Source organism: Flavobacterium sp. W21_SRS_FM6 (assembly GCF_052119645.1).
In the GTDB taxonomy this organism is placed as follows: domain Bacteria; phylum Pseudomonadota; class Gammaproteobacteria; order Enterobacterales; family Alteromonadaceae; genus Paraglaciecola.
Window position 1 is genome coordinate 527989 of the sequence record NZ_JBGQOM010000001.1, and the last position, 25268, is coordinate 553256.

19 protein-coding genes are annotated in these 25268 nt (G+C 43.7%); 10 read left to right on the forward strand and 9 right to left on the reverse strand.

The window, feature by feature from the left end:
* Positions 1-525 precede the first annotated feature (525 nt).
* The 4 genes from ACEN2L_RS02380 to ACEN2L_RS02395 all read left to right on the forward strand — a co-directional run bounded on the left by ACEN2L_RS02380 (position 526) and on the right by ACEN2L_RS02395 (position 4941).
* Positions 526-1359, forward strand: a complete 834-nt coding sequence (locus ACEN2L_RS02380; RefSeq protein WP_441741560.1) for a DUF2989 domain-containing protein — start codon at positions 526-528, stop codon at positions 1357-1359.
* A 342-nt stretch (positions 1360-1701) separates the two neighbouring features.
* Positions 1702-2919, forward strand: a complete 1218-nt coding sequence (locus ACEN2L_RS02385) for a hypothetical protein (protein ID WP_441741561.1) — start codon at positions 1702-1704, stop codon at positions 2917-2919.
* A 2-nt stretch (positions 2920-2921) separates the two neighbouring features.
* Positions 2922-3350: a hypothetical protein gene (locus ACEN2L_RS02390; RefSeq protein ID WP_306021338.1), complete on the forward strand. Its 429-nt coding sequence runs from the start codon at positions 2922-2924 to the stop codon at positions 3348-3350.
* Positions 3340-4941, forward strand: coding sequence for a diguanylate cyclase domain-containing protein (locus ACEN2L_RS02395; RefSeq protein WP_441741562.1), 1602 nt, complete (start codon positions 3340-3342; stop codon positions 4939-4941). The genes ACEN2L_RS02390 and ACEN2L_RS02395 overlap by 11 nt, the downstream gene beginning before the upstream one ends.
* An 18-nt stretch (positions 4942-4959) precedes the next feature.
* Here ACEN2L_RS02395 and ACEN2L_RS02400 read toward each other — a convergent pair whose 3' ends face one another.
* From ACEN2L_RS02400 to ACEN2L_RS02425, 6 genes are all read right to left on the reverse strand, one after another.
* Positions 4960-6249: an NAD(P)/FAD-dependent oxidoreductase gene (locus tag ACEN2L_RS02400; RefSeq protein WP_306021336.1), complete on the reverse strand. Its 1290-nt coding sequence runs from the start codon at positions 6247-6249 to the stop codon at positions 4960-4962.
* A 100-nt stretch (positions 6250-6349) separates the two neighbouring features.
* Complete coding sequence (locus ACEN2L_RS02405) at positions 6350-7015, reverse strand: 3'-5' exonuclease (protein ID WP_441741563.1); 666 nt, start codon at positions 7013-7015, stop codon at positions 6350-6352.
* Positions 7016-8857: a DUF294 nucleotidyltransferase-like domain-containing protein gene (locus ACEN2L_RS02410; RefSeq protein WP_441741564.1), complete on the reverse strand. Its 1842-nt coding sequence runs from the start codon at positions 8855-8857 to the stop codon at positions 7016-7018. It lies immediately after the preceding gene.
* Between the two features lie 214 nt (positions 8858-9071).
* Entirely contained in the window at positions 9072-9437 is a 366-nt protein-coding gene (locus ACEN2L_RS02415; RefSeq protein WP_441741565.1) for a hypothetical protein, read from the reverse strand.
* 143 nt (positions 9438-9580) lie between these two features.
* The gene (locus ACEN2L_RS02420) at positions 9581-11389 is read right to left on the reverse strand and encodes a sodium:solute symporter family protein (RefSeq protein WP_441741566.1); all 1809 of its coding nucleotides are present in this window, start codon (positions 11387-11389) and stop codon (positions 9581-9583) included.
* A gap of 10 nt (positions 11390-11399) precedes the next feature.
* Entirely contained in the window at positions 11400-11660 is a 261-nt protein-coding gene (locus ACEN2L_RS02425) for a DUF4212 domain-containing protein (protein WP_306021331.1), read from the reverse strand.
* A 222-nt stretch (positions 11661-11882) separates the two neighbouring features.
* Here ACEN2L_RS02425 and ACEN2L_RS02430 point away from each other — a divergent pair, with 222 nt between their 5' ends.
* Positions 11883-15305, forward strand: coding sequence for a hybrid sensor histidine kinase/response regulator (locus ACEN2L_RS02430; RefSeq protein WP_441741567.1), 3423 nt, complete (start codon positions 11883-11885; stop codon positions 15303-15305).
* Between the two features lie 9 nt (positions 15306-15314).
* Here ACEN2L_RS02430 and ACEN2L_RS02435 read toward each other — a convergent pair whose 3' ends face one another.
* Positions 15315-15968: a response regulator transcription factor gene (locus ACEN2L_RS02435; RefSeq protein WP_306021329.1), complete on the reverse strand. Its 654-nt coding sequence runs from the start codon at positions 15966-15968 to the stop codon at positions 15315-15317.
* 133 nt (positions 15969-16101) lie between these two features.
* Positions 16102-18042 (reverse strand): acetate--CoA ligase, encoded by a 1941-nt coding sequence (acs, locus tag ACEN2L_RS02440; protein ID WP_441741568.1) that lies wholly within the window; start codon positions 18040-18042, stop codon positions 16102-16104.
* Between the two features lie 222 nt (positions 18043-18264).
* Here acs and ACEN2L_RS02445 point away from each other — a divergent pair, with 222 nt between their 5' ends.
* Complete coding sequence (locus tag ACEN2L_RS02445; protein ID WP_306021327.1) at positions 18265-19431, forward strand: DcaP family trimeric outer membrane transporter; 1167 nt, start codon at positions 18265-18267, stop codon at positions 19429-19431.
* A 53-nt stretch (positions 19432-19484) separates the two neighbouring features.
* Here ACEN2L_RS02445 and ACEN2L_RS02450 read toward each other — a convergent pair whose 3' ends face one another.
* Positions 19485-20540, reverse strand: a complete 1056-nt coding sequence (locus tag ACEN2L_RS02450) for a GGDEF domain-containing protein (protein ID WP_441741569.1) — start codon at positions 20538-20540, stop codon at positions 19485-19487.
* A 293-nt stretch (positions 20541-20833) separates the two neighbouring features.
* Here ACEN2L_RS02450 and ACEN2L_RS02455 point away from each other — a divergent pair, with 293 nt between their 5' ends.
* From ACEN2L_RS02455 to ACEN2L_RS02470, 4 genes are read left to right on the forward strand one after another with little or no spacing between them, the layout of a single operon-like run.
* Entirely contained in the window at positions 20834-22003 is a 1170-nt protein-coding gene (locus tag ACEN2L_RS02455) for a Gfo/Idh/MocA family protein (protein ID WP_306021325.1), read from the forward strand.
* Positions 22004-22014: 11 nt separating this feature from the next.
* Positions 22015-23067 carry a sugar phosphate isomerase/epimerase family protein gene (locus tag ACEN2L_RS02460; RefSeq protein ID WP_441741570.1) on the forward strand — a complete coding sequence of 351 codons (1053 nt, stop codon included), beginning with the start codon at positions 22015-22017 and terminating at the stop codon, positions 23065-23067.
* A gap of 16 nt (positions 23068-23083) precedes the next feature.
* Positions 23084-24319: an MFS transporter gene (locus ACEN2L_RS02465; RefSeq protein WP_306021323.1), complete on the forward strand. Its 1236-nt coding sequence runs from the start codon at positions 23084-23086 to the stop codon at positions 24317-24319.
* A 10-nt stretch (positions 24320-24329) separates the two neighbouring features.
* On the forward strand, positions 24330-25268 hold the full coding sequence (locus tag ACEN2L_RS02470; RefSeq protein WP_441741571.1) for a hydroxypyruvate isomerase family protein: 939 nt from the start codon (positions 24330-24332) through the stop codon (positions 25266-25268).

Below are 25268 nucleotides of genomic sequence, written 5' to 3' on the forward strand. Positions count from 1 at the left end.
TAAAGTTTGAAACTGGCTTAGGATATTGAAACCCGCTATCAAAGCGGGTTTTGTTTTTTAAACAGCATCAATAATCACTCACACTTTCGCGCTACAAAACTCCTTTTTGGCGTTAACATGTCGCGAGCAACCAGAGAGTTGAGAATACATTTTCTACTTTGAGTGAACTGTCACAAAGCGCGAAACAAAAACCAATCAACGCGGAAATGATTAAAGCACTCGAGGGCAAAGCACCAGTGCAAGCTGTGTCTATGTTAGTGAATTCATAAATGTCTAGTTGAAAGGATTGAACTCATCGGTTCATGGCAGTATTCAAGCTCTCAATGGCTCCGTCATCTATAGCTCAAAATTTCACCAAACGATAAGAAAAGTAAAATAAAATAAGGGATAGGTTGATTTGTTTGATTAGCTTGAAATGTTTACACTTCGCCACGCGCTCATAAAGCTGCAACGACCGATGGAAGGCGTGCAATTTTGAAAGAATTTACCACACTAAGACAATTATCTAATCTACATGGAATCACTATGCCAAGAGCTCTACTCTTATTTTTTGTTTTATTTTTACTATCTTGCTCTGACAACGCTGTTAATCCTGTTACGGGCTCTTTGGTGATGTTATGCAGTGACAAGAAAAATGAAGAGATATGTGACCTTACCCATGATGGTGCTATGTGTAGCATTCAAAGAGCCAACGCAACCCGTGCGCTCATTATTCAAAAAAATGAACAAGACGTAGGCAGTGCCTATCTTGCACTGAAAGAACTGGATAAATATAAGGGGTGTTTAGAAAACTCGGTTATTGCGCAAAATGTAAAACGAAAAGACGATGAAATTTCTCGGTTTACCACCTTGGCCAATATATCTTCATATCAAGATAAAATCGTCAGAGACACAAAAGGTGTGAGGCCTGAAATCAATTTGTGGCTTTATCAAAAAACTGGTAATCCGGATTATTGGGAATCAATGGTAAACGGCGTTGACATGGCTGACAAAGTACATCCAGACGTTTACACCGTGATGATGGCTGATGTGGCGCCACGCAGTATGGACAAAGCCAAAGAAATAGCTGATTTAATGTTGAGCCGAACCGATTTTTTGAACGACCTCAGTCCTGAAGTGTATGAATTTTATGTTTACTATTACCTCGATAGCGGTGACAACTTTAAATCGGCTATTTGGTACGGCTTGTTTGCTGAATATATTAAACAAAATCCGGGGATCAATAGTGAATACTATGGCCGTCATTTAAAAATGAAGGTAAACAGAATAAAGAAGGCACAAGATATTGTTGATGCTCTGGTGCTGAAGACCAACTGGACAGGCTTAAAAATAAAAGATATCCCCAACGGTCTTCTTTGAGGTCCCCTTAAGTGACTCTGTTAAATGCATGAAAAATATAATTTTTAATCCCTTTATTTGCGTTTTTTTGAATTAACTGTGCTCACACAAAGAGAGTTTATAGTATGATTCGAACTAACAAGATGTAACATAGTGTGTATCACAGCGATGTCACAGTTGCAGGTTATAAACACATTAGAAATATCAAATTCTCTCATGTTGAAAATTGTAAGGTTTGCAATGTGGGCATACGCTGTCATAACGTGATTTATGTGCCATTCTTATTTTATCAACTGACAAAAAGCTTTGAGGTACGACATGCTTTTGCGTTTATTTTATGCATTTATCTTGCTGGCAAATTGTGTGGTAAACCACGTAGCTGCAGATGAAATTAAAGCTGACTTCAGTGGATTCGCAACACTCGCAGCAAGCTACAGTGACGATCCTGATATGGGATTTGGCTCAAATTATATAAATAAAAATCGTGCTGGTTTCTCTTTAAGTCGTGAATCTATTTTAGGCGGCCAAGTTAATTTGTCACTAAATAGAAACTGGGATGCTGTGGCACAAGTGGTACTGCAAGACCACGCTAATGAAGAATTCGATGGTTTTCTAGAGTTAGCCTTCTTGCGTTATCGCCCCAGTAGAGATTGGGCAATACGCGCAGGTCGATTAAACAGTGACCTGTACTTATTATCCGAATATCCCTATGTCGGTTACGCGTATTTATGGGCGCGTCCACCTCATGAGTTTTATTCTTTTGCTAGCGCCGGCGGTCATTTTGATGGACTAGATGTTGAATACACCCAAAGCGTTTTCGACGGTTTTTTGCGCTTAAAACTGGCAGCGGGGCAAACAACAACCAAACTCACCTCAGCAGGTGATAAATTTTATATTGATTTTGATAACCTGATTACCTTTAGTGCAACCTATTCTTTAGAAGCTTGGACCTTAAGGTTTTCAGCATCCAGAACCGACATTGGCGGCTATAAATTAGATTCAATGGCTCAGCTTATCGCTGCTTTCAGGGCGGTTCCCACAAGCTTGTGGCCACAAGCACAAAGTTTGGCTCAGTCTTATGACACCGAAGGAAAGACAGTGTCATACGCGGCTTTTGGTGTTACCTACGACTACGACAATTGGTTAATTCAATCAGAAGTGGGGATTTCTGAATCACAGTGGTTGGTTTCTCCCTCTAATCTCAATGCCTATGTAAGCGTGGGTTATCGGTTTGGCGACGTCACTGTATATTCTGGTGTATCGATATCAGAAAACCGTAATGATGTGACCAATATTCCAGTGCCACAATTTCCGCCTGGTATACCTGAGCAAATTACCCTCCCTATTCAACAATTAGCTGTCATTGCGCAAGATGCCGTTGAACTACCTGTTGTACATCAGCATTCAATTAATATTGGGGCGAAATGGCACTTTTCAGATACTGTTGTGATAAAGGCACAAATAGACCATTTTAATATTCAGCCCTATGGTGGCGGCCTTTGGAGTAGAAGCAAACCAGAAGATGTAAAAATAGGGCATCGGGTTAATGTATTTAGCCTCAGCACGAGTTTGGTATTTTAATTATGAAAATACTCATCTTACTATTCAGTTTATTGTTTATCAGCTTTAGTGAAGCCAGAAGCCCGCAATTAGTTGTTGTGGTTAATAAAAATAATGCCATTGAAGCCTTGTCTAAACGAGAAGTCATCGATATTTTTATGGGCCGTTATTTAACCTTTCCTGATGGAGAAACAGCGCAACCTGTTGATTTGCCTGCCGCGACTGCACTCAAGAGTGATTTTTATCTGCAATTGGTTAACCGCGATGAGCAAAAAATTAATGCTTATTGGGCCAGACTCCTCTTTTCAGGTAGAGCCAAACCGCCGGAAGCGGCTACATCAATTGAAGATGCCTTAAATAAAATCCAAAATTCGCAGTATTCAATTGCTTACTTACCCGAAGATCAGCTGACTGATGATGTAAAAGTGGTTTACCGGCTCAATGAAAATTAGTCGAAATTTATACGTTCGAGTTGCACTGTCCATTGCATTTGTTGCCGTGCTGGTGTCGATGATCTCCTCTGTTTTTTCTTATTACACCGGGCTACAAGAGAAAAAGAACACTAATTACTTACTGGTCCAACAGCTAGGACAAACCATCGCAAAAGGGGCCGCCATATCGGCCTATGTTGTGGATATTGAACTTGGTCAAGAGATAGTAAATGGTTTAGTCAGCAACGATCTAGTGAAAGGCGCCATACTCAAGGGTGAAGCCGCAATGCTTATCGAGGAGGGCATTGTTAACGGTCAACAAGACAGCATAGTGATTAATCTTTTTCATCCTTTCATCCCCGACAGTTCGGTCGGTACCCTGACACTTTTTCCAGACGATGTTTATATCCAGCATCAAGCGCAAAAATCAGTTAAAAAAGAAATAGGTATTATGCTCAGTCATTCTATCATTATTGCTTTTTTTGTTTCTCTTGTCGTGCATCGATGGCTAACTCGACCAATTCAAAACCTCACTGACAGTTTTGCCATGATAGATCCCAGCGTGCCTGAGACAATGCAGATGCTAAAAGTGAGATCTGGAAAGCATGATGAAATTGGCAAATTGACAGTAGGCATTAACTCATTGATGCAAGAGTTACATCTCACTATCAGTAATGAACGTGCTTTGCGCGAAAAAACTCAGGAATTAGAAAGTAAATTTAGGCTTATCTTTGAACAAGCCAGTGCGGGGATTTGCTTGTTAGATGAGCAAAATATGATTACAACCTTCAACCCTGCTTTTGAGCGTTATTTTACTGCGCCAGCGCAACAACGCTTAGCTTCACTGCACTTTCCTACCCTTTTAAATGATGTTGAGAAACTGCAAGAGTTGTTACACAGCATTCGACTTGATTCTACTAGCTCACAAATTACCCTTGATATTGAATGTCGCGTTGGCGATAAATCAATGTGGCTGCACTGCTTGTTTGCAAAACTAACAGATCAAAGAGCCATTGGTCGGGATAGCCAAAGTAATTTAGTTGAAGTGATTTTACACGATGTCACAGAGCGAGCTGAACGTGAGTTTCAAACTCGTTTTGAAGCGGACCACGACGCACTAACCCACTTGTTAAATCGACGCTCTGGTGAAAAAAAGCTGCATAAGGCTTTATTTGACAGCTTAAAAAAACAACACCATCTCGTTTTAATGATGATTGATCTTGATAAGTTTAAACCAGTCAACGATACCTTTGGTCACGAGGCAGGTGATAAAGTATTAATTGAAGTATCGCGTCGCCTCACATCCCGCTTCAATCGGGTATCAGATATTTGTATCCGCTGGGGAGGAGATGAGTTTATTGTAGGACGACAATTCGATGAGTTCGATCACGAACTCGTCAAGCAACAAGCCAATGACGTTCTTAGCGATATCATGAAGCCGATTTATATTACTGAATACGAACAATGTGAGATTGGCGCCAGCATTGGCATTGTCGTTGGCCCCCAACATGGCAAAGTACTACACGAACTGATGGTTAATGCTGATAACACCATGTATCAGGTAAAAGACAAGGGTAGAGGGCAAGTGGCCTTCTACCAAAAGCCCTATTAAATTTGGCCTTGTCTCAGCCTAATGTAATTTAAGTTTACTGCCAACAAATTTGCTCACCTGACGACTTAACATGCCCACAGAGCCTTTAATATAACCGTTAACAGCAAACTGATGCATGCTGTACAGAGAGTTATAAACAAAACGTGCCATATGCCCTTCAATAAACATACTACTGTTCGACAAATTACCCATTAAACTGCCTACAGTGCTGTATTTGCTCAAATGAATGAGAGAGCCGTAATCATTGTAAACATAGGCTTTCAATGATTTTCCAGTCATACACGCCAATATATTGTTATACACCGTATTAGCCATTTGATGGGCAGATTGGGCTCTGGGTGGCACCCAACGTCCATCGGGTTGTAAACACGCGCAACAATCGCCAAGCACGTAAATACGCTCATCGACTGTGCTTTGTAATTGTTGATTAACCATAATTTGTTGCAGTTTATTGGTTTCAAAGCCCCACGACAAAACTGCATCAGGCGCTTTAATGCCTGCAGCCCACACCATTAGGTCGGCCTCGATTAGATGTTCATCTTGAGTCACAAATCCTGTTTTTTCTGCGCGAATAACTCGCGTATTTTCCAAAACTTGAACCCCAATTTTTTCTAATGCTTGTTTCGCCGAAGCGGCAATTCGTTCAGGCAAGGCAGGTAAAATACGCGGCCCTGCTTCAATAATACTCAGTTGTAACCTTTTAGCAGAGAGACTTGTCATGCCATAGGCATTCGCTAAATTTGCTACATGATGCAGTTGCGCCGCGAGTTCCGTACCGGTCGCCCCGCCGCCTACAATACTTACTCTGAGTGGGGCCTGGGTTTCACTCACGTAATTCAATCGTAAAAACTGATTAATGAGGGCTTTATGAAATTGTTCGGCTTGGGCTAGCGAGTCTAAAAAGAAGCTATACTCCCTCACGCCAGGCGTTCTAAAGTCATTGCTCACACTGCCCAGCGCCATCACTAAATTATCGTACTCAATATCTCGTTGCGGCAATATTTCATTGCCTTCTTCATCAAGCAATTGGGCTAAGGTTAAACGTCTTGCTTCGATATCAAGGGCGACCATCTCGCCTTGTTGAAACTCATAGTGATGACTACTAGCATGAATTCGATAATCCACACCATCAGAGTTTTTGTCAATGACGCCCGCTGCGACTTCATGCAGTAAGGGTTTCCATACATGGGTCCGTTGTTTGTCAACTAAGATGATTTCAAGTGACTTACGTTTTTTGGCAAACTTACTCAATTTGGCTACTAATTCTAGGCCACCCGCTCCACCGCCAACCACTACAATACGCTTCACTAGGTACTCCTTCCCATTTGGCCGTGAATGTTAATGTTTATATAATGCAATATTGGTAAATTACTGCAAGTCCTACTGAAAGTCCTGCTGCGCCTCTGACTCAAAAGTAGGCCTGCAAACTGCGAGTGTGAAACAAATCTTCTACTTGATGAGGCATGGCTTTTAGTTGGTTTAATTGCGCATAAACCAGCTCTAAGGTAGCCATCGCGTCATCCAATGCATTGTGCACTGGCGCTGGGGGAAATTGATAACGATGGCGACAATCAGGCAAAGTAAAACTATGGCGACTAAACACCGCCTGAGAACGTTCCATGATGTATTTTTCAAGTCCTAAGGTGTCCAAGGTTAACAGGCCATTGTAATCCATCTGCCGCTGCGTCAGTTCACGCGACAATATCTGCATGTCTAAGGGCGCATGATGAAACACCCAAAGATGTGAATGTAACATCGAGTAAAGCTGTTCAAGCGCTGGCCCTAGTTCGTTTCCCTGAGCGATATGTTCCGCCGTAAGGCCATGGATAACTGGGCTTTGCTGTAAGTCTGCTGGGGTATTTACCACTTGATAAAATGCACTATTTAGGTCTATTTGCCCATTGATGCCGGCCACCCAGCCAATAGAAGTAATGGCTGCTACGTTGGTGTCAAGAGAAGTGAGCTCTAAATCAATAGCCAATAGTGGAATATCTTGCCACAGGCGATTTTGCCAGTGCGCAGGGACGCGCCTACCCATGCCCAACCAATGTTTGTGTTGGTTCCACCAGCCCATCTAACTCATTTCTCCACAAAATTTCAGCAAGGCCCCTTGCTGGGCTACCTGAATAGCTTGAAAAGCGGCCTTGAGTTGATGTTTTTCGATAGCAGAAAGATCTTTGATTAAAATACTACTGTCGGTCACCTTATTACTGACTTGATGGCGCCAACGTAAGCGATTTAGAAATAACCAAATATCTCGTAAATTATCCGCATCCTTTTTGGTTAATCCGCCGTCTTCGGGTAAATTAGCTAAGCGGCTTAAGGTGCTAGGCATACTTAGCTGGGCACCTAAGGCATAGATGCGTACCAAAGAGTTAATAATAACCACCGCACCTCTTTTTAAGTTAATCGCCTCTTCAGACCCCTTATCATAGGAGAAACGTTTAAACACCGATAAGGGCACATGCAAATCATTCACTTGCCTAGCTAACATGGCTAAAAAACGGCTTTGTTTAAAGAGAGGGCTTCGGGCTTGTTGTAATTGTTTGTACAAACTAACGTTACCTGCCACCGGACGAACATCAAGAAAAATATTAAAACTCAACAGCGCCTTAGGCGTAGGTGAATTAACCCAAGTATGTGCCTCGTTAATGGCCTGTTCTAAGGATAAACGCAACTCTGGATTGCTGGCCATAATATTGCCTGTACATAAGGCAATACCGCATTTATTTAAGCCCTTACACACATAATCAGACAAATCAGCAAAGTACTCTGACTCTTGCTCATTCGGTGTTCTGGCTAACAGCAAACCGTTATCTTGATCTGAGCCCATGGTTTGGTCTTCTCGAGCTTGCGAACCATACACCAGCCAACAATAGTCAAAAGGCGCTTGGCCCTTTTTCTGCTGATAAAAATCAATGAGCTTACGGGTCATGATATCGGTGGCTTGTGACAGTATTTTACCTGCCACATCAAAGTCCCCCAAACGTTTAGCATGGGTTGAAAAATACTGCGGTAACTGCCACGACAAGCGACTGAGTTCGTATAAACTTTGCGCTTTCATTAACTCACCGATAATAAACAATACGTTTGCTCGCTGATAACGCAGCATATCGGTGGCGGTCACTAAACCAATGGGAATTTGTTTATTGCGTTCGACTATTGGCAAATGATGAATGTTTCTTTCAGTCATTAAACACAATGCATCAAATAAGCTGTGCTGTTGCTCAATAAAACAAGGGTTAGGGGTCATCACTTTAGATACTGGCTCTTGGGTATCAGAGCTAACGGCAACAACCCGATTACGAATATCACGGTCGGTAAGTATGCCCACCAGCTGCTCTGAGTCATCAATAAAATCAGTGATCATCAAAGTGGATACTTGTTGCTGAGCCATTTGCTGCACGGCTAATAAGATAGGCGTATCTTGACGCGCACTAACGAGTTTATCACTTAGCACTTCAGATAAAGGTTTGTGTAACCAAATAGAATTAGAATCATCAATGGCTTGGTTATGCAGTGTTTGCTCTTTGTAGGCTTGAAAAAATATTCGCAGTTCTTGGTGTTCGTCCACGTAGTGTTGAAAAATAGCCTGAGGAATAACATACACTAAACCAGGGTGGTTTATGGTCAAAAACTCAAGGTTAAATATGCCTTGCCTAGCTACTGCCTCACCAAAATAGTCACCTTCGCTTAAGTAACTTTGCACACCATCGGGCTCTTGAACACTAAATTGGCCTGATTGAATCAAAAACACACTGTGCGGGTTATCAGCCAGTAATGCTTTAGCATTTTGCACCGTGAGATAAATCACTGAACAATGTTTGGCTAAGTGCGCTAAACGATCCAGTTTTAATTTATCAAAGGGTGCCGATGAAGTTAAAAAACTAATGACTTGTTGAGGTACGGCGTGCATGGACTTTGACCTTTTTTCTTACTTTGCAGCGACTTAACCAAGGTGGTCTATCACTAAATTAAGCGGTAGTTTTACATAGGCGATGAGGCTTTTGCTACGATTACCTGCGCCATTTCGGCCCCAGTAAATCATTTTGACACTAAAGTGTGTGCTATAAAAAAGCCTGATTCACATCAGGCTTTGGCTTTGAAGCGAGTTTACACTATCTTTAACTCTAACTGGCACGAGTCACAGTTTTCGCCCCAACCTTCATGTGGGCATGCCTTGAAAGGCCAAAACCAGCAAACAACTTACACCAAATAGTCGTACCTGCAACAGCACTCCAAGTACTGTATTCAGCAGAACCCGTTACCACCAGATATATAACGTAAACCAACATCCCACCCGCTAAAGCATTGATTAATAATTCGACGGTAGCAAATTTTTCGGGCGCTGCTGGAGATTGACCGTGTTTTAGTGCCACTTCAGAGAAATCTCTTTTAAACCCTATCCGCCATGCTCTTCTTAACCAGAAAAAAGACATGGGAAACAGCGCTAAAAATAAGATCCACGTTAATGCAACACTGACATCAAAACCCATATAATTCCCCTTAAATCGACTGACGCAAGCCCATGGCAAGCGGTTTAATTAGCAGCCTTGCTAAGCGAGCAACAAGGCTTTCGTGTTTATCTACTTACGTGATTTGACAGCATCCATGCAGAATCAATCCAAAGTCACTTTACTTAGTGTGCACCATCCACAGATTTAGATCCACGTGGTATACGCACCGCCTCTACCATTGCTTGAATGTGCTCTGGCGGCTCTTTAGTGAACTTATCGACCACAAAGGCCACTGCAAAGTTGACCATTGCTCCCACCGCACCAAAGGCTTCCGGTGTAATGCCAAAGAAGCTGTTAGCGCCACCAATCATATCTAAGTAGTCTGTGCCTTTAACAAAGAACAACCCTTTGTGAGCAAACACATAAAACAGGGTAATAAGCAGACCAGCTAACATCCCCGCAATCGCACCTTCTTTGTTCATCTTTTTACTAAAGATGCCCATCATAATGGCAGGGAACAACGAACTCGCCGCAATACCAAAGGCTAGAGCGACCGTACCCGCGGCAAATCCCGGCGGATTGAGACCCAACCAGCCAGCAATTAAAATTGCCACCGCCATAGAGACCTTACCGGTTAACAGCTCATTTTTGTCGCTGATATTGGGCACAAAGATATTCTTAATTAAATCGTGTGATACCGCTGATGAAATCGCCATTAACAAACCCGCTGCCGTCGATAACGCGGCGGCTAATCCACCCGCTGCAATCAAGGCAATCACCCAGTTTGGTAATAACGCTATTTCTGGGTTGGCCAGTACAATGATGTCTGCATTCACTGTCAGCTCATTACCTTGCCACCCGGCTTCATCAACCTTCGCTTTGACGGCTTCGTCAGTGGTTTTATCATTATAATACTGGATACGACCATCAGCATTTTTGTCTTCAAACGATAGTAAGCCGGTTTTTTCCCAGCGTTTCATCCAGTCAGGGCGCTTTTCAAATTCCAAACTCGCATCTTTAGCAAAGACATCCACGTCACCACTCACAACGCCTGGCGTGACGGTATTGAGTAAGTTCATTTTAGCCATTGCTGCCACTGCTGGTGCTGTGGTGTATAAAATTGCAATGAAAACTAGGGCCCAACCGGCAGAAGAACGCGCATCTTTCACTGTGGGTACAGTAAAGAAGCGCATAATGACGTGGGGCAAACCCGCTGTACCTATCATTAACGATAAGGTGTACATAAACATATTCAGTGTACTACCAGGTACTGACGTGGTGTATTGCCCAAAGCCAAGCTCAGTCACGACACTGTCTAACTTAGCCAACAAAGACACATCCTGACCGACTAAATCTGAGCCTAAACCAAGTTGTGGAATAGGATTTCCGGTGAGTTGAAAAGAAATAAACACAGCTGGCACCGTATAGGCCAAAATCAGCACAATATATTGTGCTACTTGGGTGTAAGTGATGCCTTTCATGCCGCCAAATACCGCGTACATAAATACTATGCCCATACCGATGTAAATACCCATTTCACTGGTTACGCCTAAGAAGCGCGAGAAGGCCACCCCCACTCCCGTCATTTGGCCAATAATGTAAGTCAACGATGCGGTTAACAGACATACCACCGCCACGGTGCTGGCACTCTTAGAATAGAATCTGTCGCCAATGAATTGCGGCACGGTAAATTTGCCAAATTTTCGCAAATAAGGCGCGAGCAACATGGCTAACAAGACATAACCACCCGTCCAGCCCATTAAGAATAAACCGCCTCCGTAGCCCATGCTCGATATCAAACCGGCCATTGAGATGAACGAAGCGGCTGACATCCAATCTGCGGCGGTAGCCATGCCATTGGCAACAGGATGCACACTGCCTCCGGCTACGTAAAATTCACTAGTAGAGCCAGCTCTTGCCCAAATTGCGATGCCGATATACAGCAGAAAGCTAAGGGCAACACCGATGTAAATAGTTGTTTGAAGTTCCATGGTTTAGTCCTTAGTCTTCGTGCACGTCAAAGCGCACATCTAGCTCGTTCATTTTCTTTTTGTAATAGAAAATCAACGCAATAAAAATGTATATTGAACCCTGTTGTGCAAACCAAAATCCTAAGGGGTAACCCCCAAGGCTAAAGTTATTCAGAAAATCGGCAAACAAAATGCCGGCACCAAACGACGCAAGGAACCAAATAACCAGTATTTTGCCTAGCAGAGCGAGTGTTGCACTCCAATATGCATGACTACTTTGGTCATCTTTCATATAAACCTCCTAAAAATGATGTTAATTGACACAGGTGTTTTCCATCTAAGTGTTGCTATTGCGCTCAACTCTAGACTTTTATAATGGATGATGAAATGCGACCATGGTCGTAGGTTGCAAAATAGTTAATGATGTTAAAATTAGTGGCACGACAAAACAGGTTAAAAAGATTAATCACCAATAAATGAAAAAGACTAATACTGCTAACAGAGGACGTTTTTGATGGGAATAGCATGGGTTGTCATCGCCTTGACGTATTTGTTAGGACTGTTCGCACTGGCGCGTTGGGGTGAAAAAAACAGCACCCAAGCTAAACGCTTGAGTAATCATCCTGCAATCTATTCATTAGCCTTAGCTATCTATTGCACCGCGTGGACCTTTTATGGCTCTGTAGGTGAAGCAACGCGCACCAATTGGAATTATTTACCCATATTACTTGGCCCTATTTTGCTGTACCTGTTTGGATATCGGTTTATTTATAAATTGGCTTTAGTCAGCAAAAAGCAGCACATCACAACCATTTCAGACTTTATTTCTTCTCGTTACGGCAAAAGACAAACCGTTGCTTTAATGGTGACCCTTATTGCCCTGTTGGCCACCATTCCCTATATCGCCTTACAACTTAAAGCCATTGGCTCTGCGTTTATCATCTTGTCAGGACAAGTAAACGGCCAGTTAGTTATCTTTTTGTCTGCGATCGCTATTGCTATCTTTTCTATATTTTTTGGTACTAAAAACACCGATGTAACTGAGTATCGCCGAGGGTTGATGTTGGCCATTGCGTTTGAATCAACGATCAAGCTACTCGCCTTAGTGGTTGTGGCAATCGTTGGGGTGGTGTTATGGAAGCAACAGACTAGCGACTTTGTACTAAGCTCGCTGACCAACAACGACGCTTTAGCCACCTTTCACACCAGTTCCTTTTGGGGACAAACGCTTATGGCGGCGGCAGCGGTGATATGTTTACCCCGGCAATTCCACGTCGCTATTGTTGATAATTTAAGTTTGGATCATCTTAAAACCGCGCGCTGGCTGTTTCCGCTGTATTTAACCATTATTGCTATTACTATCCCCATTATCTCATTGGCGGGGCAAAATCTATTTGCGCACACGACTATCGAGCCAGATACCTTTGTCCTGAGTATTGCCGTTTTATCCGATAGCTTTGTCATGCAGTGCTTAGTGTTTATTGGTGGTTTATCTGCTGCCACCGCCATGATCATTGTGGCGACGCTTACCTTGAGTACTATGCTAACCAATGATGTGATTATGCCCAAATTGTTAGCAAACACTCACTTTGACAAAAACAGTGTCGATTACACCAACAAGATATTGCATATTCGCCGGTTGGTGATTGGCGCCATTTTATTGCTGGCGTTTTTTTACCAACAACAAATCGCTGATGCCAGCCCTCTTTCTTCTCTCGGTTTACTGGCATTTTCCTTAGTGGTGCAACTGCTGCCTTCTATAGTTGGCGGCTTGTATTGGAAACGAGGCCATGCCCACGGCGTGTATGCGGGTTTTATCGCGGGTATCGGCTCGTGGATTTTATGGTTGATTGTCCCCTGGCTTGATTCTGGAGTGGCCAAGACTAATGTTTTGCAATCGGACGACATCACCCAAGGTGCGATGCTTAGCTTGGCCTTTAATACCATTGCCTACATTGTTTTTTCCCTTCTTGCCAATCAGCGCCTAGCAGACAAAATTCAAGCCTTAGCCTTTGTTGCGCCTAAAGAAGCGCTCACCCCTCGAACCAAAAGACGTTTAGGAAAAACCCAAGCCATTGATTTACTGACCTTAATGAATACTTTTTTAGGAGAGAGCCGTTGCCAACATTTGCTTTGTGATTATGAGTTAAATTTTGCAACCAAGGTCGAGCCATATGAACCACCGGATCAAGAATTTTTGGCCTTCTGTGAGCGAGCCTTAGGTGGGGTACTCGGCGCCTCTACCGCAAAAGCGCTGTTAGACAGTGCATTAAACGGGCGAAAATTAGATTTCGAAGAAATGGCTAATGTATTCGATGAAACCACTCAAGCCATGCAATTTAATATGAGCGCTTTGCTTGTTTCGTTGGAAAGCATCGATCAAGGTATTAGTGTGGTGGACAAGGAGCTCAATCTGGTGGCCTGGAACAAACGCTACATGGACTTATTTGACTATCCAGACGAGCTTATCACCATTGGCACGCCTATCGAAAAACTGGTGCGTTACAACGCCTTGCGGGGTGAATGTGGTGTAGGCGATATCGATGATTTGGTTAATAAACGCTTAGAACATATGCGTTTAGGTCATGCACACCGCTTCATTCGTCAACGCAGCGATGGCAAGATGATTGAAATGGTTGGCAACCCGCTACCCGGTGGCGGTTTTGTTACCAGCTTTAGTGATGTGACTGAACATGTCGAAATTCAAAAGGCATTAAAAGACGCCAATATCGACCTGCAAATTCGCGTGCAAAAACGCAGTGAAGAAGTGCAAGCTATCAACGCAGAGCTACACAAAGAAATTGCCCGACGAGCTGAATTAGAGGTGAAACTGACCAAGGCAATGAAAATAGCGGAGCAAGCAAATCGCAGTAAAACGCATTTTTTAGCTATGGCCAGTCACGATATTTTGCAGCCCCTAAACGCCGCAAAATTATATTTATCAGCCCTTAATGAAATGGCTAAACCTGATGAAGTCGACGCCATCATAGAAAAGCTCAGTGAAAGCATTGACTCAAGCGAAACCTTGATTGGCACCTTGTTAGATATTGCTCGGCTTGATCAAGGTGGCTTACAAGCCCAAATGGGGCTGCATTCATTTGTCGAAATAGTCAGTCCATTGATAGATGAAACCAGAATGATGGCCGCTAAAAAGAATCTGAGGCTTAGAGTCAGAGTCGCCGATGTATGGGTGAATACCGACCGCACCTACCTATTCCGCATCGTCCAAAATTTATTATCAAACGCCGTTAAATATACCGATTCGGGGCACATACTGTTTAGTGCACGCAAGCGCAATGGCCAGTTGTTGGTGCAAGTTTGGGACAGTGGTTTGGGCATCTCTGATGAACAGCAAAAACAGGTGTTCAATGACTTTTATCGCGTAAGTAATAATAAGGAACGCGGCGTTGGTCTGGGTCTAGGCGTGGTATCGCGTCTTGCTGAAAAAATTGATGCCAACATCACGCTGAGCTCAGAACTGGGTAAAGGCAGTGTGTTTGGTTTTTCTTTGCCCTTAGGCACTGCACAACACAAGTCGGTGAGCAGCGCACCTCGCTCAATTAGTAGTTTTAGTAATTTGGTGGCGCTGTGTATTGATGATAAACAAGAAAACTTAGATGCCATGCAAACCTTATTGTCTAAATGGCAAATTAAGTCACTCATAGCCAACAACGTTGAACGTGCAAAACAGCAGTTTGACCATGCTAAACCACACGTATTACTGGTTGATTATCAGTTAGAAGATACCCTCAATGGTATTGAGCTTATTGGTTTATTGCGCCAACACAGCGGCACGACTATTCCAGCGCTGTTGCTCAGTGCCAATCAAGAGGATGACATCAAGCAATTATGTTTAGACATGGACATTGTGTATCTCAGTAAACCTATTAAACCTGCACGTTTACGGGCTTTTCTATCCAGCGTGGTGAGCAACTGACAACAAGGCTCAGCTATGTTGTAAACTGGATGAATTAAGCTGTAACTGTGAGGCAATTAAGACCGCTTGGGTACGATTATTAATATTGAGCTTTTTGAAGACGGCCGTGATATGCGCTTTCACCGTTGCTTCTGCTATTTCAAGTTCGTAACCAATTTGTTTGTTTAACAAGCCATCACGTAACAAACACAAAACCTTATACTGGGCAGGTGTCAAACTTGATACTTGTTGAGCCAACTGACTGAAGGCTTCGTTCATTTCAGTAACACCAGAGGGCATCGAATCAGGTAGCCATAGGTCACCTGCTAGCATAGTGCGCACCGCCTGAGCCAATTGTTCAGCACTACTGGTTTTAGGTACAAATCCTAAGGCGCCCGCTTGCATTACCTTAGCCACGATGTTGATGTCTTCCAGACCGGAAATAACGGCGACCGGCAAATCTGGGAATAACTTACGAATATGGATCAAACCAAACAAATCGCTACTGCCTGGCATATGTAAGTCAAACAAGAGTAAATCCACTTCGGTGGTCGTTAAACAGTTAACGGTTTCATCTAAGTTACTTGCTTCGAGTAAGTTTAATTCATCGATATTCTTGGATAATGCGCCGCGCAACGCATCACGATAAAGCGGATGGTCATCGGCTACCAACAATGTGATCATACTGTTACCTAATTGTTACAAACATAGCGATTAGCCATGTTAACAAGAGTGTCGCTCAGTGCCTATCGTTGTATGGCAAAAATAAAAAAGGAATGCCAAAACATTCCTTTTTGCGTTAAAGGGCCTGCTGAATCTATCGATTTAGGCGTTTTTCAATTAGTGCTTCGACCACTGACGGATCCGCAAGTGTAGAGGTATCACCCAAGTTTTGATGTTCATTAGCAGCAATTTTGCGCAGGATACGGCGCATAATTTTTCCAGAGCGTGTTTTAGGCAAGCCACTTGTCCAATGAATTAGATCAGGTGTTGCAATGGGACTTAACTCTTTACGAACCCAATTTCGGACTTCAAGAGTCAGTTGCTCGGTCACTTCTATTCCTTCAACGGGGCTTATGTAAACATAAATACCCTGACCTTTTAAATCATGAGGATAACCGACTACCGCAGCTTCAGCGACCGCAGGATGAGAAACCAAGGCACTTTCAATTTCAGCGGTACCTAAGCGATGCCCTGAGACATTGAGTACATCGTCTACGCGTCCCGTGATCCAAAAATACCCGTCTTCATCACGTCTGGCACCGTCACCCGTAAAATAACTCCCCGGATAAGTACTAAAATAAGTTTGTACAAACCGTTCATGATCGCCATACACCGTGCGAGCTTGCGCTGGCCAGCTGTCTTTGATGATTAAGTTTCCTTCACAGGCCCCATCAATTTCGTTACCTTCGTTATCCACCAAGGCGGCTTGTATACCAAATAAAGGCTGTGTGGCGGAGCCCGGTTTTAAATCTGTCACACTGGGTAAGGGTGAAATCATCATGCCACCCGTTTCAGTTTGCCACCACGTATCCACAATAGGACACCGCCCCTTACCCACCACTGAGTGGTACCATTGCCATGCTTCAGGATTAATGGGCTCGCCCACTGAACCTAATAAACGCAAAGATTCGCCACTAATACCTTCGGCTGGGAATGTGCCGTGTGCCATCAAAGCGCGAATAGCCGTTGGGGCGGTATACAATATATTGACCTTGTGCTTGTCAATGATCTGCCCTATCCGTCTTACATCGGGATAAGTAGGCACCCCTTCAAACAATAAGGTTGTTGCACCATTGGCCAAAGGACCATAAACCATATAACTGTGACCGGTGATCCAACCTACATCCGCCGCACACCAATAGATTTCGCCAAGGTGGTAGTCAAACACATATTTATGAGTCATCGCGGTATATAGCAGATAGCCCCCCGTTGTGTGCACTACCCCTTTGGGCTTGCCGGTCGAGCCTGATGTGTACAAAATAAATAGCGGATCTTCAGCATTCATTACTGTGGGTTCACATGTTGCTTCGCAGTCAGACACTAAGTCATGCCACCACACATCATTTGCTTGCCATTTAACGGCCCCGCCTGTGTGTTTAAAAACCACAACATGTTCAATCGAGGGACAATCATGGGTAGTGAAGGCCTCGTCCACATTGGTTTTTAAGGGCACAACTTTGCCTGCCCGTAGACCTTCATCTGCTGTGATCAACACTTTGGCATCGCAATTTTCAACTCGGTCTGCAATGGCATTCGGTGAAAATCCCGCAAAAATAACAGAGTGAACCGCACCAATTCTGGCACACGCCAACATGGCGTATGCCGCTTCAGGGATCATCGGCATGTAAATCGCGACTCTATCGCCTTTTTTAACGCCGAGCTTTTTTAAACCATTGGCAATTTTACATACTTCGTCATGCAATTTTTGGTAGCTAATTAAACTATGGGATTGTGGGTCGTCGCCTTCCCAAATAATCGCTGTGACATTACCGCGACTCGCTAAATGTCTGTCGATACAGTTGTAGCTAAGATTCAACTCACCGTCTTCAAACCAATTAATATGTACATTATGACTATCAAAAGAGGTATTTTTAATGCGTGTTGGCTGTTTGTACCAATCAAGCATCTTTGCTTGCTCTGCCCAAAAAATATCGGGTTGTTCCACTGATTGCTTATACATACGCTGAAATTCTGCGGGCGTAAGATGTGAGTTTAACTTGGCCTGCTCAGGCACTGGATAAAGTGTAGCTACCATAATGTTCCTCTATTTCCATAATATTTTCGCTGTACTATACCGCGAAACCACTAAGATAAAATCAGACTTTGGTCTTAGCTCCCCCAACGAGATTCGTCCGTTCAAATCATCTCAAGCACTTAGCCCACCTAAGACTTAAGTCTAATAGACTATTTGCTAATACTTAATTGCTTTTAAGTGGGTCATTATCTGTCATGTTCAATTCAACAGTGAGAAATTTACATGAATAAGTCCGCTTCCATTTATTACGCTGCTTGCCTATCAAGCCTCAGTTTTTCAGCCTTTACCACTGCTTCTGTTTTAGAATCCACTGACGTAGGTTTTAGTGGCTACCTTAAGGCTGACGCTATCGTCAGCGACTACAGCGATGGAACACTTGGCTCAGGTAACGTTGGCCGAGACTTCTATATTCCTGGCTTAACACCGGTTGGCGGCGTCAAAGAAAATGCCCAATTTGATGCGCATATTCGACAGTCTCGTTTTCGTTTCACTACCAATACCGCCTTAAGCTCAGGAGACAAGCTGGTAGGTGTATTAGAGTTTGATTTTCAAACCACCCCAGATGGGAATGAAAGAGTCAGTAATTCCTACGAGCCGCGTATTCGCCATGCCTATATTCAATACAACAATTGGTTAATCGGTCAAACGTGGTCAACCTTTCAAGATGTGAAAGCCTTACCAGAAACTCTGGATTTCATCGGGGCGACTGATGGTACTATTTTTGGTCGGCAAACCATGGTGCGTTATTCAAACAAGGGGTTTGCCATTGCATTAGAAAACCCCGAGTCCACGATTACTCCTTTTGGCGGCGGCGCGCGCATCGTGAGCGACGACAGTACTGTGCCTGATTTAGCTGCCAGCTACACCATGAAGCAAGATTGGGGCTATGTGCAAGTATCAGGTTTATTACGTGAACTGAGCTACGTTGACCAACAAAATGGCGCTGATATTGACACCAGTACCGCAAGTTACGGCATTAGCTTAACCGGCAAAGTCATGTTAGGCCAAGACGACATTCGTTTTATGCTCAATAGTGGCAAAGGTTTAGGCCGATATATTGGCTTAAATACCGTGAATGGCGCGGTACTAGACAGCAATAATAAACTACAAACTATTGATGTAACTGGCATTGCAGTGGCCTATCGCCATCTTTGGAACGAACAATGGCGCAGTAACCTAACTTACTCTGCCCTTGACGCGGATAATGATGTGAGTTTAACGGGCGTAAATACCACCCAAAAAACATCGAGTGTTCGTCTGAACTTACTCTATTCACCTACTAAAGAGCTCACCTTCGGTGGTGAATACAGCAAAGCCACTCGTGAATTAGAAAGCGGTGCTGATGGTGATATGGACCGCTTACAATTTTCTGCCATGTACAGTTTTTAAACTAAAGGTAACAACATGCCAGCAACGAGTGGCATGTTGTTATGATGCAGCAATTAGTTGAGTACAGGCCCCTCATTATATATTTCCACTCGATTACGCCCAGTTAACTTGCCTTGATACAAAGCTTGGTCGGCTTGTTGCAGTATTGTCTGTGCACTTTTTCGCTTGGGCACTGTCACACAGCACAAACCAATTGTTACCGTGACCGTGATGGCACTGCCATCTGGGCCCGCAATACGCAGCAAAGCAATATTCGCTCTTATTTTTTCAGCAATGTTGAGGGCGTTGTCAGCGGCTACATTATCTAATATGACCAAAAACTCCTCTCCGCCATACCGCCCAACATCATCAACCCCTTGTCGTATACTGCGCTTAATACTCTGGGCAACGGCTTTTAAGCATTCATCTCCTAATAAATGCCCATATTTATCATTAAATTGCTTAAAGTAATCCACATCAATCATCAAAACCGCAATGGGCTGTGTATGTGCAGCAGCAAGTTTACTTTGCAGTATTTGCATAATGCTGCGCCTGTTAGCGATCGTGGTTAAGTCATCTTCAAATGCCTGCTGAATAAGTCTGTGTCTCAACAAGCGATTGATGCGGTCAAAATACATCACAAAAGTCGCACTAATAATGATGGCAAACGACACCCAAATAGCTCTCGAACGACTTTTCTGTAAAGACACCACTTCATTGGTCAAATCTGGCAAAGCGTCTTTCAACAGTAATAGGCTAAAAATCAACACAATCATGAACGCACTTATCCACCACGACACTTTACTGTTTGACATTAGCGCCAAGGGGATGGGGATCATAGGAAACAACACGACAAACTGGCTGTTCACGCCACCCGAAATGACCACTAAAGGGACAAGGGTAGTAAAACAGCCGACACAGACTAAAAGCGCATGCCAGCGTGCCGGTTTAGTGCGGCTAACCACTGCATACATCACCCCATAAAGAGCAGAATTAAACAGGCCCATATAGGTAAAATAATCATTTTGCTTAACCACCAGAGGTACAAAAATGGTGGCAAAAAGAACGACCACAAATAAAATCAGTAAGGTCGCTTTCACCATTTGATGGCGTAAATCAAGTGTTTGCACGTTTTCCTAAAACCTTAACCATACATAAATCGATTGTACTAATTAATTATATAAAAAACAGTTTTTAGTCTTTTTGTACCAAACACCTCTGTTTTTTTAACCTAAGACTAAGGCTAACAACCTTGTTATATAAGGATAAAGCATCAAACCATCATAGAATTTAAAAATCAACAACGCCGATTTTGTTGCATTGAAATGCCGAATTTATCTTAGCTTTTCTGAAGCAGCGTGGGTTAACATCATTAACATTGTGTTAACTTTTGTGTAAGTGAATAAACGGACGGTGGTTTTATATGGCAACAAGCAAAGTACGCATGGGCATGGTTGGTGGCGGCCAAGGCGCTTTTATTGGCGCAGTGCATCGCATGGCGGCCAATTTAGATGGCCAGATTGAGTTAGTTTGTGGAGCCTTCAGTTCAGATCCGCTAAAAAGTGCCCAGTCAGGTGCTGAGTTATTTATTCAGCCACAGCGTTGTTATCCATCCTATCAACAGATGATGAATGAAGAAGCCAAGCTCCCTGCCGAGCAACGCATGCAATTTGTAGTAATCGTTACGCCCAATCATCTGCATTTTCCGGTCGCAAAAGCGGCGTTAGAAGCTGGCTTTCATGTACTCAGTGACAAACCAGCCACCTTTGATTTAAACCAAGCGCTAGCACTGGCCGATGTTGTGAAAGAATCAGGCAAGCTTTACGGCTTAACTCATACCTACAACGGTTACCCTTTAATTAAACAAGCAAAACATTTAGCCACCAGTGGTGCTCTAGGCAAAATCACCAAAATTGTAGTGGAATATAGTCAAGGGTGGCTAGCCAACAAAGACAATGATGGCGGCAAGCAAGCTGCGTGGCGCATCGACCCTAAGCAAGCGGGTATCAGTTGCTGTATGGGTGATATTGGCGTGCATGCAGCGAATCTTGCAGAGTATGTAACAGGTGCAAAAATCACCGAAATGTGCGCTGATTTAGGTTCGGTAGTGCCTGGCCGGTTGTTAGACGATGACGGCAGTATCTTACTAAGATTTGATAACAAGGCCCGAGGTGTGCTGTTGGCCAGTCAAATATCAAGCGGTGACGAAAATAACTTACGTTTGCGAGTTTATGGCGACAAAGCCAGCCTAGAATGGTCGCAACTTGAGCCAAACAGCTTATGGCTCAAATCTAATAGTGCCCCCACTCAATTAATTCGCACCGGAGTAGGCGAAATGTGTGCTGAAGCGCAAGCCGCCACGCGCACCCCTGCCGGTCATCCAGAGGGTTATTTAGAAGCATTTGCCAATATTTACCTCAATTTTGTAAACCAAATTCGTGCCTTTGAAAACAAGCAAACTGCCACTAATGCCTTATTTGATGTGCCAGGTATTGATGAAGCCATTCGAGGCATGGCATTTATTGAAAACAGCGTGCTAGCCAGTGAATCTTCTGAAAAATGGCTACGCTTCACCACGACAGCAAAAGTTTAAGGACTCATATCATGCAGAAAATTCAAGGCCCAGGCATATTTTTAGCGCAATTTGCCGGCGATGACAGCCCCTTCAATAGTTTCCCCGAAATTTGCCAATGGGCCGCGAGTATTGGTTTTAAAGGGATTCAGATCCCTTCTTGGGACGGACGTCTATTTGACTTAAAAAAAGCAGCTGAAAGCCAAACCTATTGTGATGAGATTAAAGGTATTGCCGCAAGCTATGGCCTAGTGATAACAGAACTATCGACCCATTTACAGGGGCAGTTAGTGGCCGTGAACCCTGCCTATGACACGATGTTTGATGGTTTTGCTCCAGTCGAGGTACACAACAACCCGAAGACGCGCACAGAATGGGCGATTCAACAAATGAAATACGCGGCTAAAGCCAGTCAGCGATTGAGCTTGACTAGCCACGCAAGTTTTTCTGGCGCATTGTTATGGCACACGTTTTACCCTTGGCCGCAGCGACCTGCTGGTTTAGTTGAGCAAGGTTTTGCCGAACTTGGCAAACGCTGGTTGCCCATCTTAAACGCCTTTGATGAAGCAGGTGTGGATGTCTGTTACGAACTCCACCCTGGTGAAGATTTACATGATGGTGTGACCTTTGAACGCTTTTTAGACAATGTGGGGCAGCATAGCCGCGCCAATATACTCTATGACCCAAGCCACTTTGTATTGCAGCAACTTGACTACCTTGCGTTTATCGATATCTATCATGAACGCATCAAAGCTTTTCATGTCAAAGATGCAGAGTTTACGCCTTCTGGTCGTGCAGGTGTGTACGGTGGTTATCAATCATGGATTGACCGGCCAGGACGTTTTCGTTCTTTGGGCGACGGTCAAATTAATTTCAAAAGTATTTTTAGCAAACTGACCCAATATGACTATAGCGGCTGGGCTGTGATGGAATGGGAATGCTGTATCAAGCACCCCTTAGATGGCGCAGCAGAAGGCGCTAAATTTATTGCTGAACACCTTATTCGTCCCACTGAAAAAGCCTTTGACGATTTTGCGGGTCAAGGTGAAGACCTTGCATTAAACAACAAAATACTCGGCCTTTAACATAAGAGAAATAATAATGAACGCCACACATACCATTTCAGATAAAACGGCTAAACGGGTTTTTAACATTAGTTGTATAGCGCTTATCGTTACTGCCATGACCTTTGCTATTCGCGCAGGCATTTTAGGAGAGTTAGGCCAACAATACGGCTTAAGCGGCAAAGAGCTGGGCTGGATTGCCAGCATGGCCTTTTTAGGTTTTCCTTTGGCAATGATGTTTGGTGGGGCTTTGTATAATGCCATAGGTGCCAAACTTATCGTTTGGTTAGCATTCATTGGTCATGCCTTAGGTTTGATCTTAACCATTGTGGCCGATGGCTTTTGGGGTTTGATGATTTCAACCTTTTTAGTGGGGTTTGCCAATGGTTTGGTCGAAGCAGGCTGTAACCCTATTATTGCCCAGTTATTTCCTGATAATAAAACCACCATGTTGAACAAGTTTCACGTTTGGTTCCCAGGGGGTATCGTAATTGGCTCATTAGTTTCCGCCGGTATGACGCAATTAGGTTTAGGCTGGGAAGCGCAAGTCGCCACCATGTTAATCCCTACCGCAATTTACGGTTTCTTGATGCTTGGTTTTGAGTTTCCTGAGCTAGAGAGCGAAGTAGACTCCACCAGCGGCAATTTAAAAGCCTTGGTTAATCCAATCTACATCTTTTTAGCAGTATGCATGACCATGACTGCAGTCAGCGAATTTGGTCCGGGGCAGTGGATTAATCAAATACTCAGTGCATCAGGTGCCACCCCTATGCTTATTTTGGCGCTAATTACTGGGATCATGGCCTTGGGTCGATTTTACGCAGGTCCCTTAGTCCATAAACTTAGTCCTCCCGGGGTGTTGTTTGTGTCAGCAATATTAGCAAGTTTAGGCCTTTTCTTAATGACCCAGTTACAAGGTACGGCCGTGTATTTTGCCGCGGTTGTGTTTGCCTTAGGCATTACTTACTTCTGGCCAACCATGATTGGTTGTACCAGCGAATACACGCCCAAAACAGGGGCCCTAGGTATGTCACTAATGGGTGGTGCAGGTATGTTTGCTATGGGCATTTGGAACCCTATCATTGGCGGTTGGATAGATTCAGCCACGACAGAAGCGCAAGCGGCGGGCCTTACTGGTAATGAATTAGTGTTAGCATCAGGCCATGCAGCCTTAAACAATTTAATTGTATTCCCTCTGGTGTTAATTGTAGCTTTTGGTGGGTTCTATTGGTTTATGCGTAACAAACAGCCCCTATCTGCACACCATGAATAAGGAAAACCTTATGTCAACGCATCAAGATAAAGTCATTCAGAATATGTCGCTGCCTGCTTCACGGCGTCAATTATTAAAAAATATTGCAGTCAGTGCGGCGGGCGCTGGATTGCTGTCTCACACATCTTTTTCAAACGCGCTAGAAATGACGTCATCAACATCAACTGATACCCCGCTTAAGGGCAATGTACTTCACTCTGTTAGTCGCTGGACTTACGGTGATTTATCGATCGCAGAATTATGCCAAACCGTTAAAACCTTGGGTTTTAACGCCATCGATTTAGTTGGCCCAGAAGACTGGCCCACGCTTAAAGAATTTGGCATCGACTCTTCTATGTGTAATGGCGCAGAACTGAATTTGACCGATGGTTGGGGCGATTCACAATTCCATGCCCAGCTTATTGAACGTTATCAGCGCCATATTGATTTGGTGGCCGATGCGGGTTACACCAACTTGATTTGCTTCAGTGGCAATAAACGGGGTATTGATCCACAGGTCGGCTTGCAAAATGCTGTCAAAGGGCTAAAACACATTATGCCTCACGCTGAAAAGCGTGGTGTTGTTATCCAAATGGAACTGTTCAACAGCAAAGTCGATCATCCCGACTATTTTGCCGACAATTCTGCTTGGGGTATTGAGCTATGTAAGCAATTAGGGTCAGACCACTTTAAGTTGTTGTACGACATTTATCATATGCAAATCAATGAAGGTGACATCATTCGCACCATCAATGAAAACCATCAATATTTTGGCCATTACCACACCGCGGGCGTGCCTGGTCGACATGAAATCGATGATTCACAAGAGCTGTTTTACCCCGCGATTGCTCGCGCAATTGTCGCGACAGGCTTCAAGGGCTATCTAGCTCAAGAGTTTATTCCAACCCCAGCCGACAAAGCAGGCAAAATTGAGTCACTGCGTCAGGCTATTCATATTTGCGATGTGTAA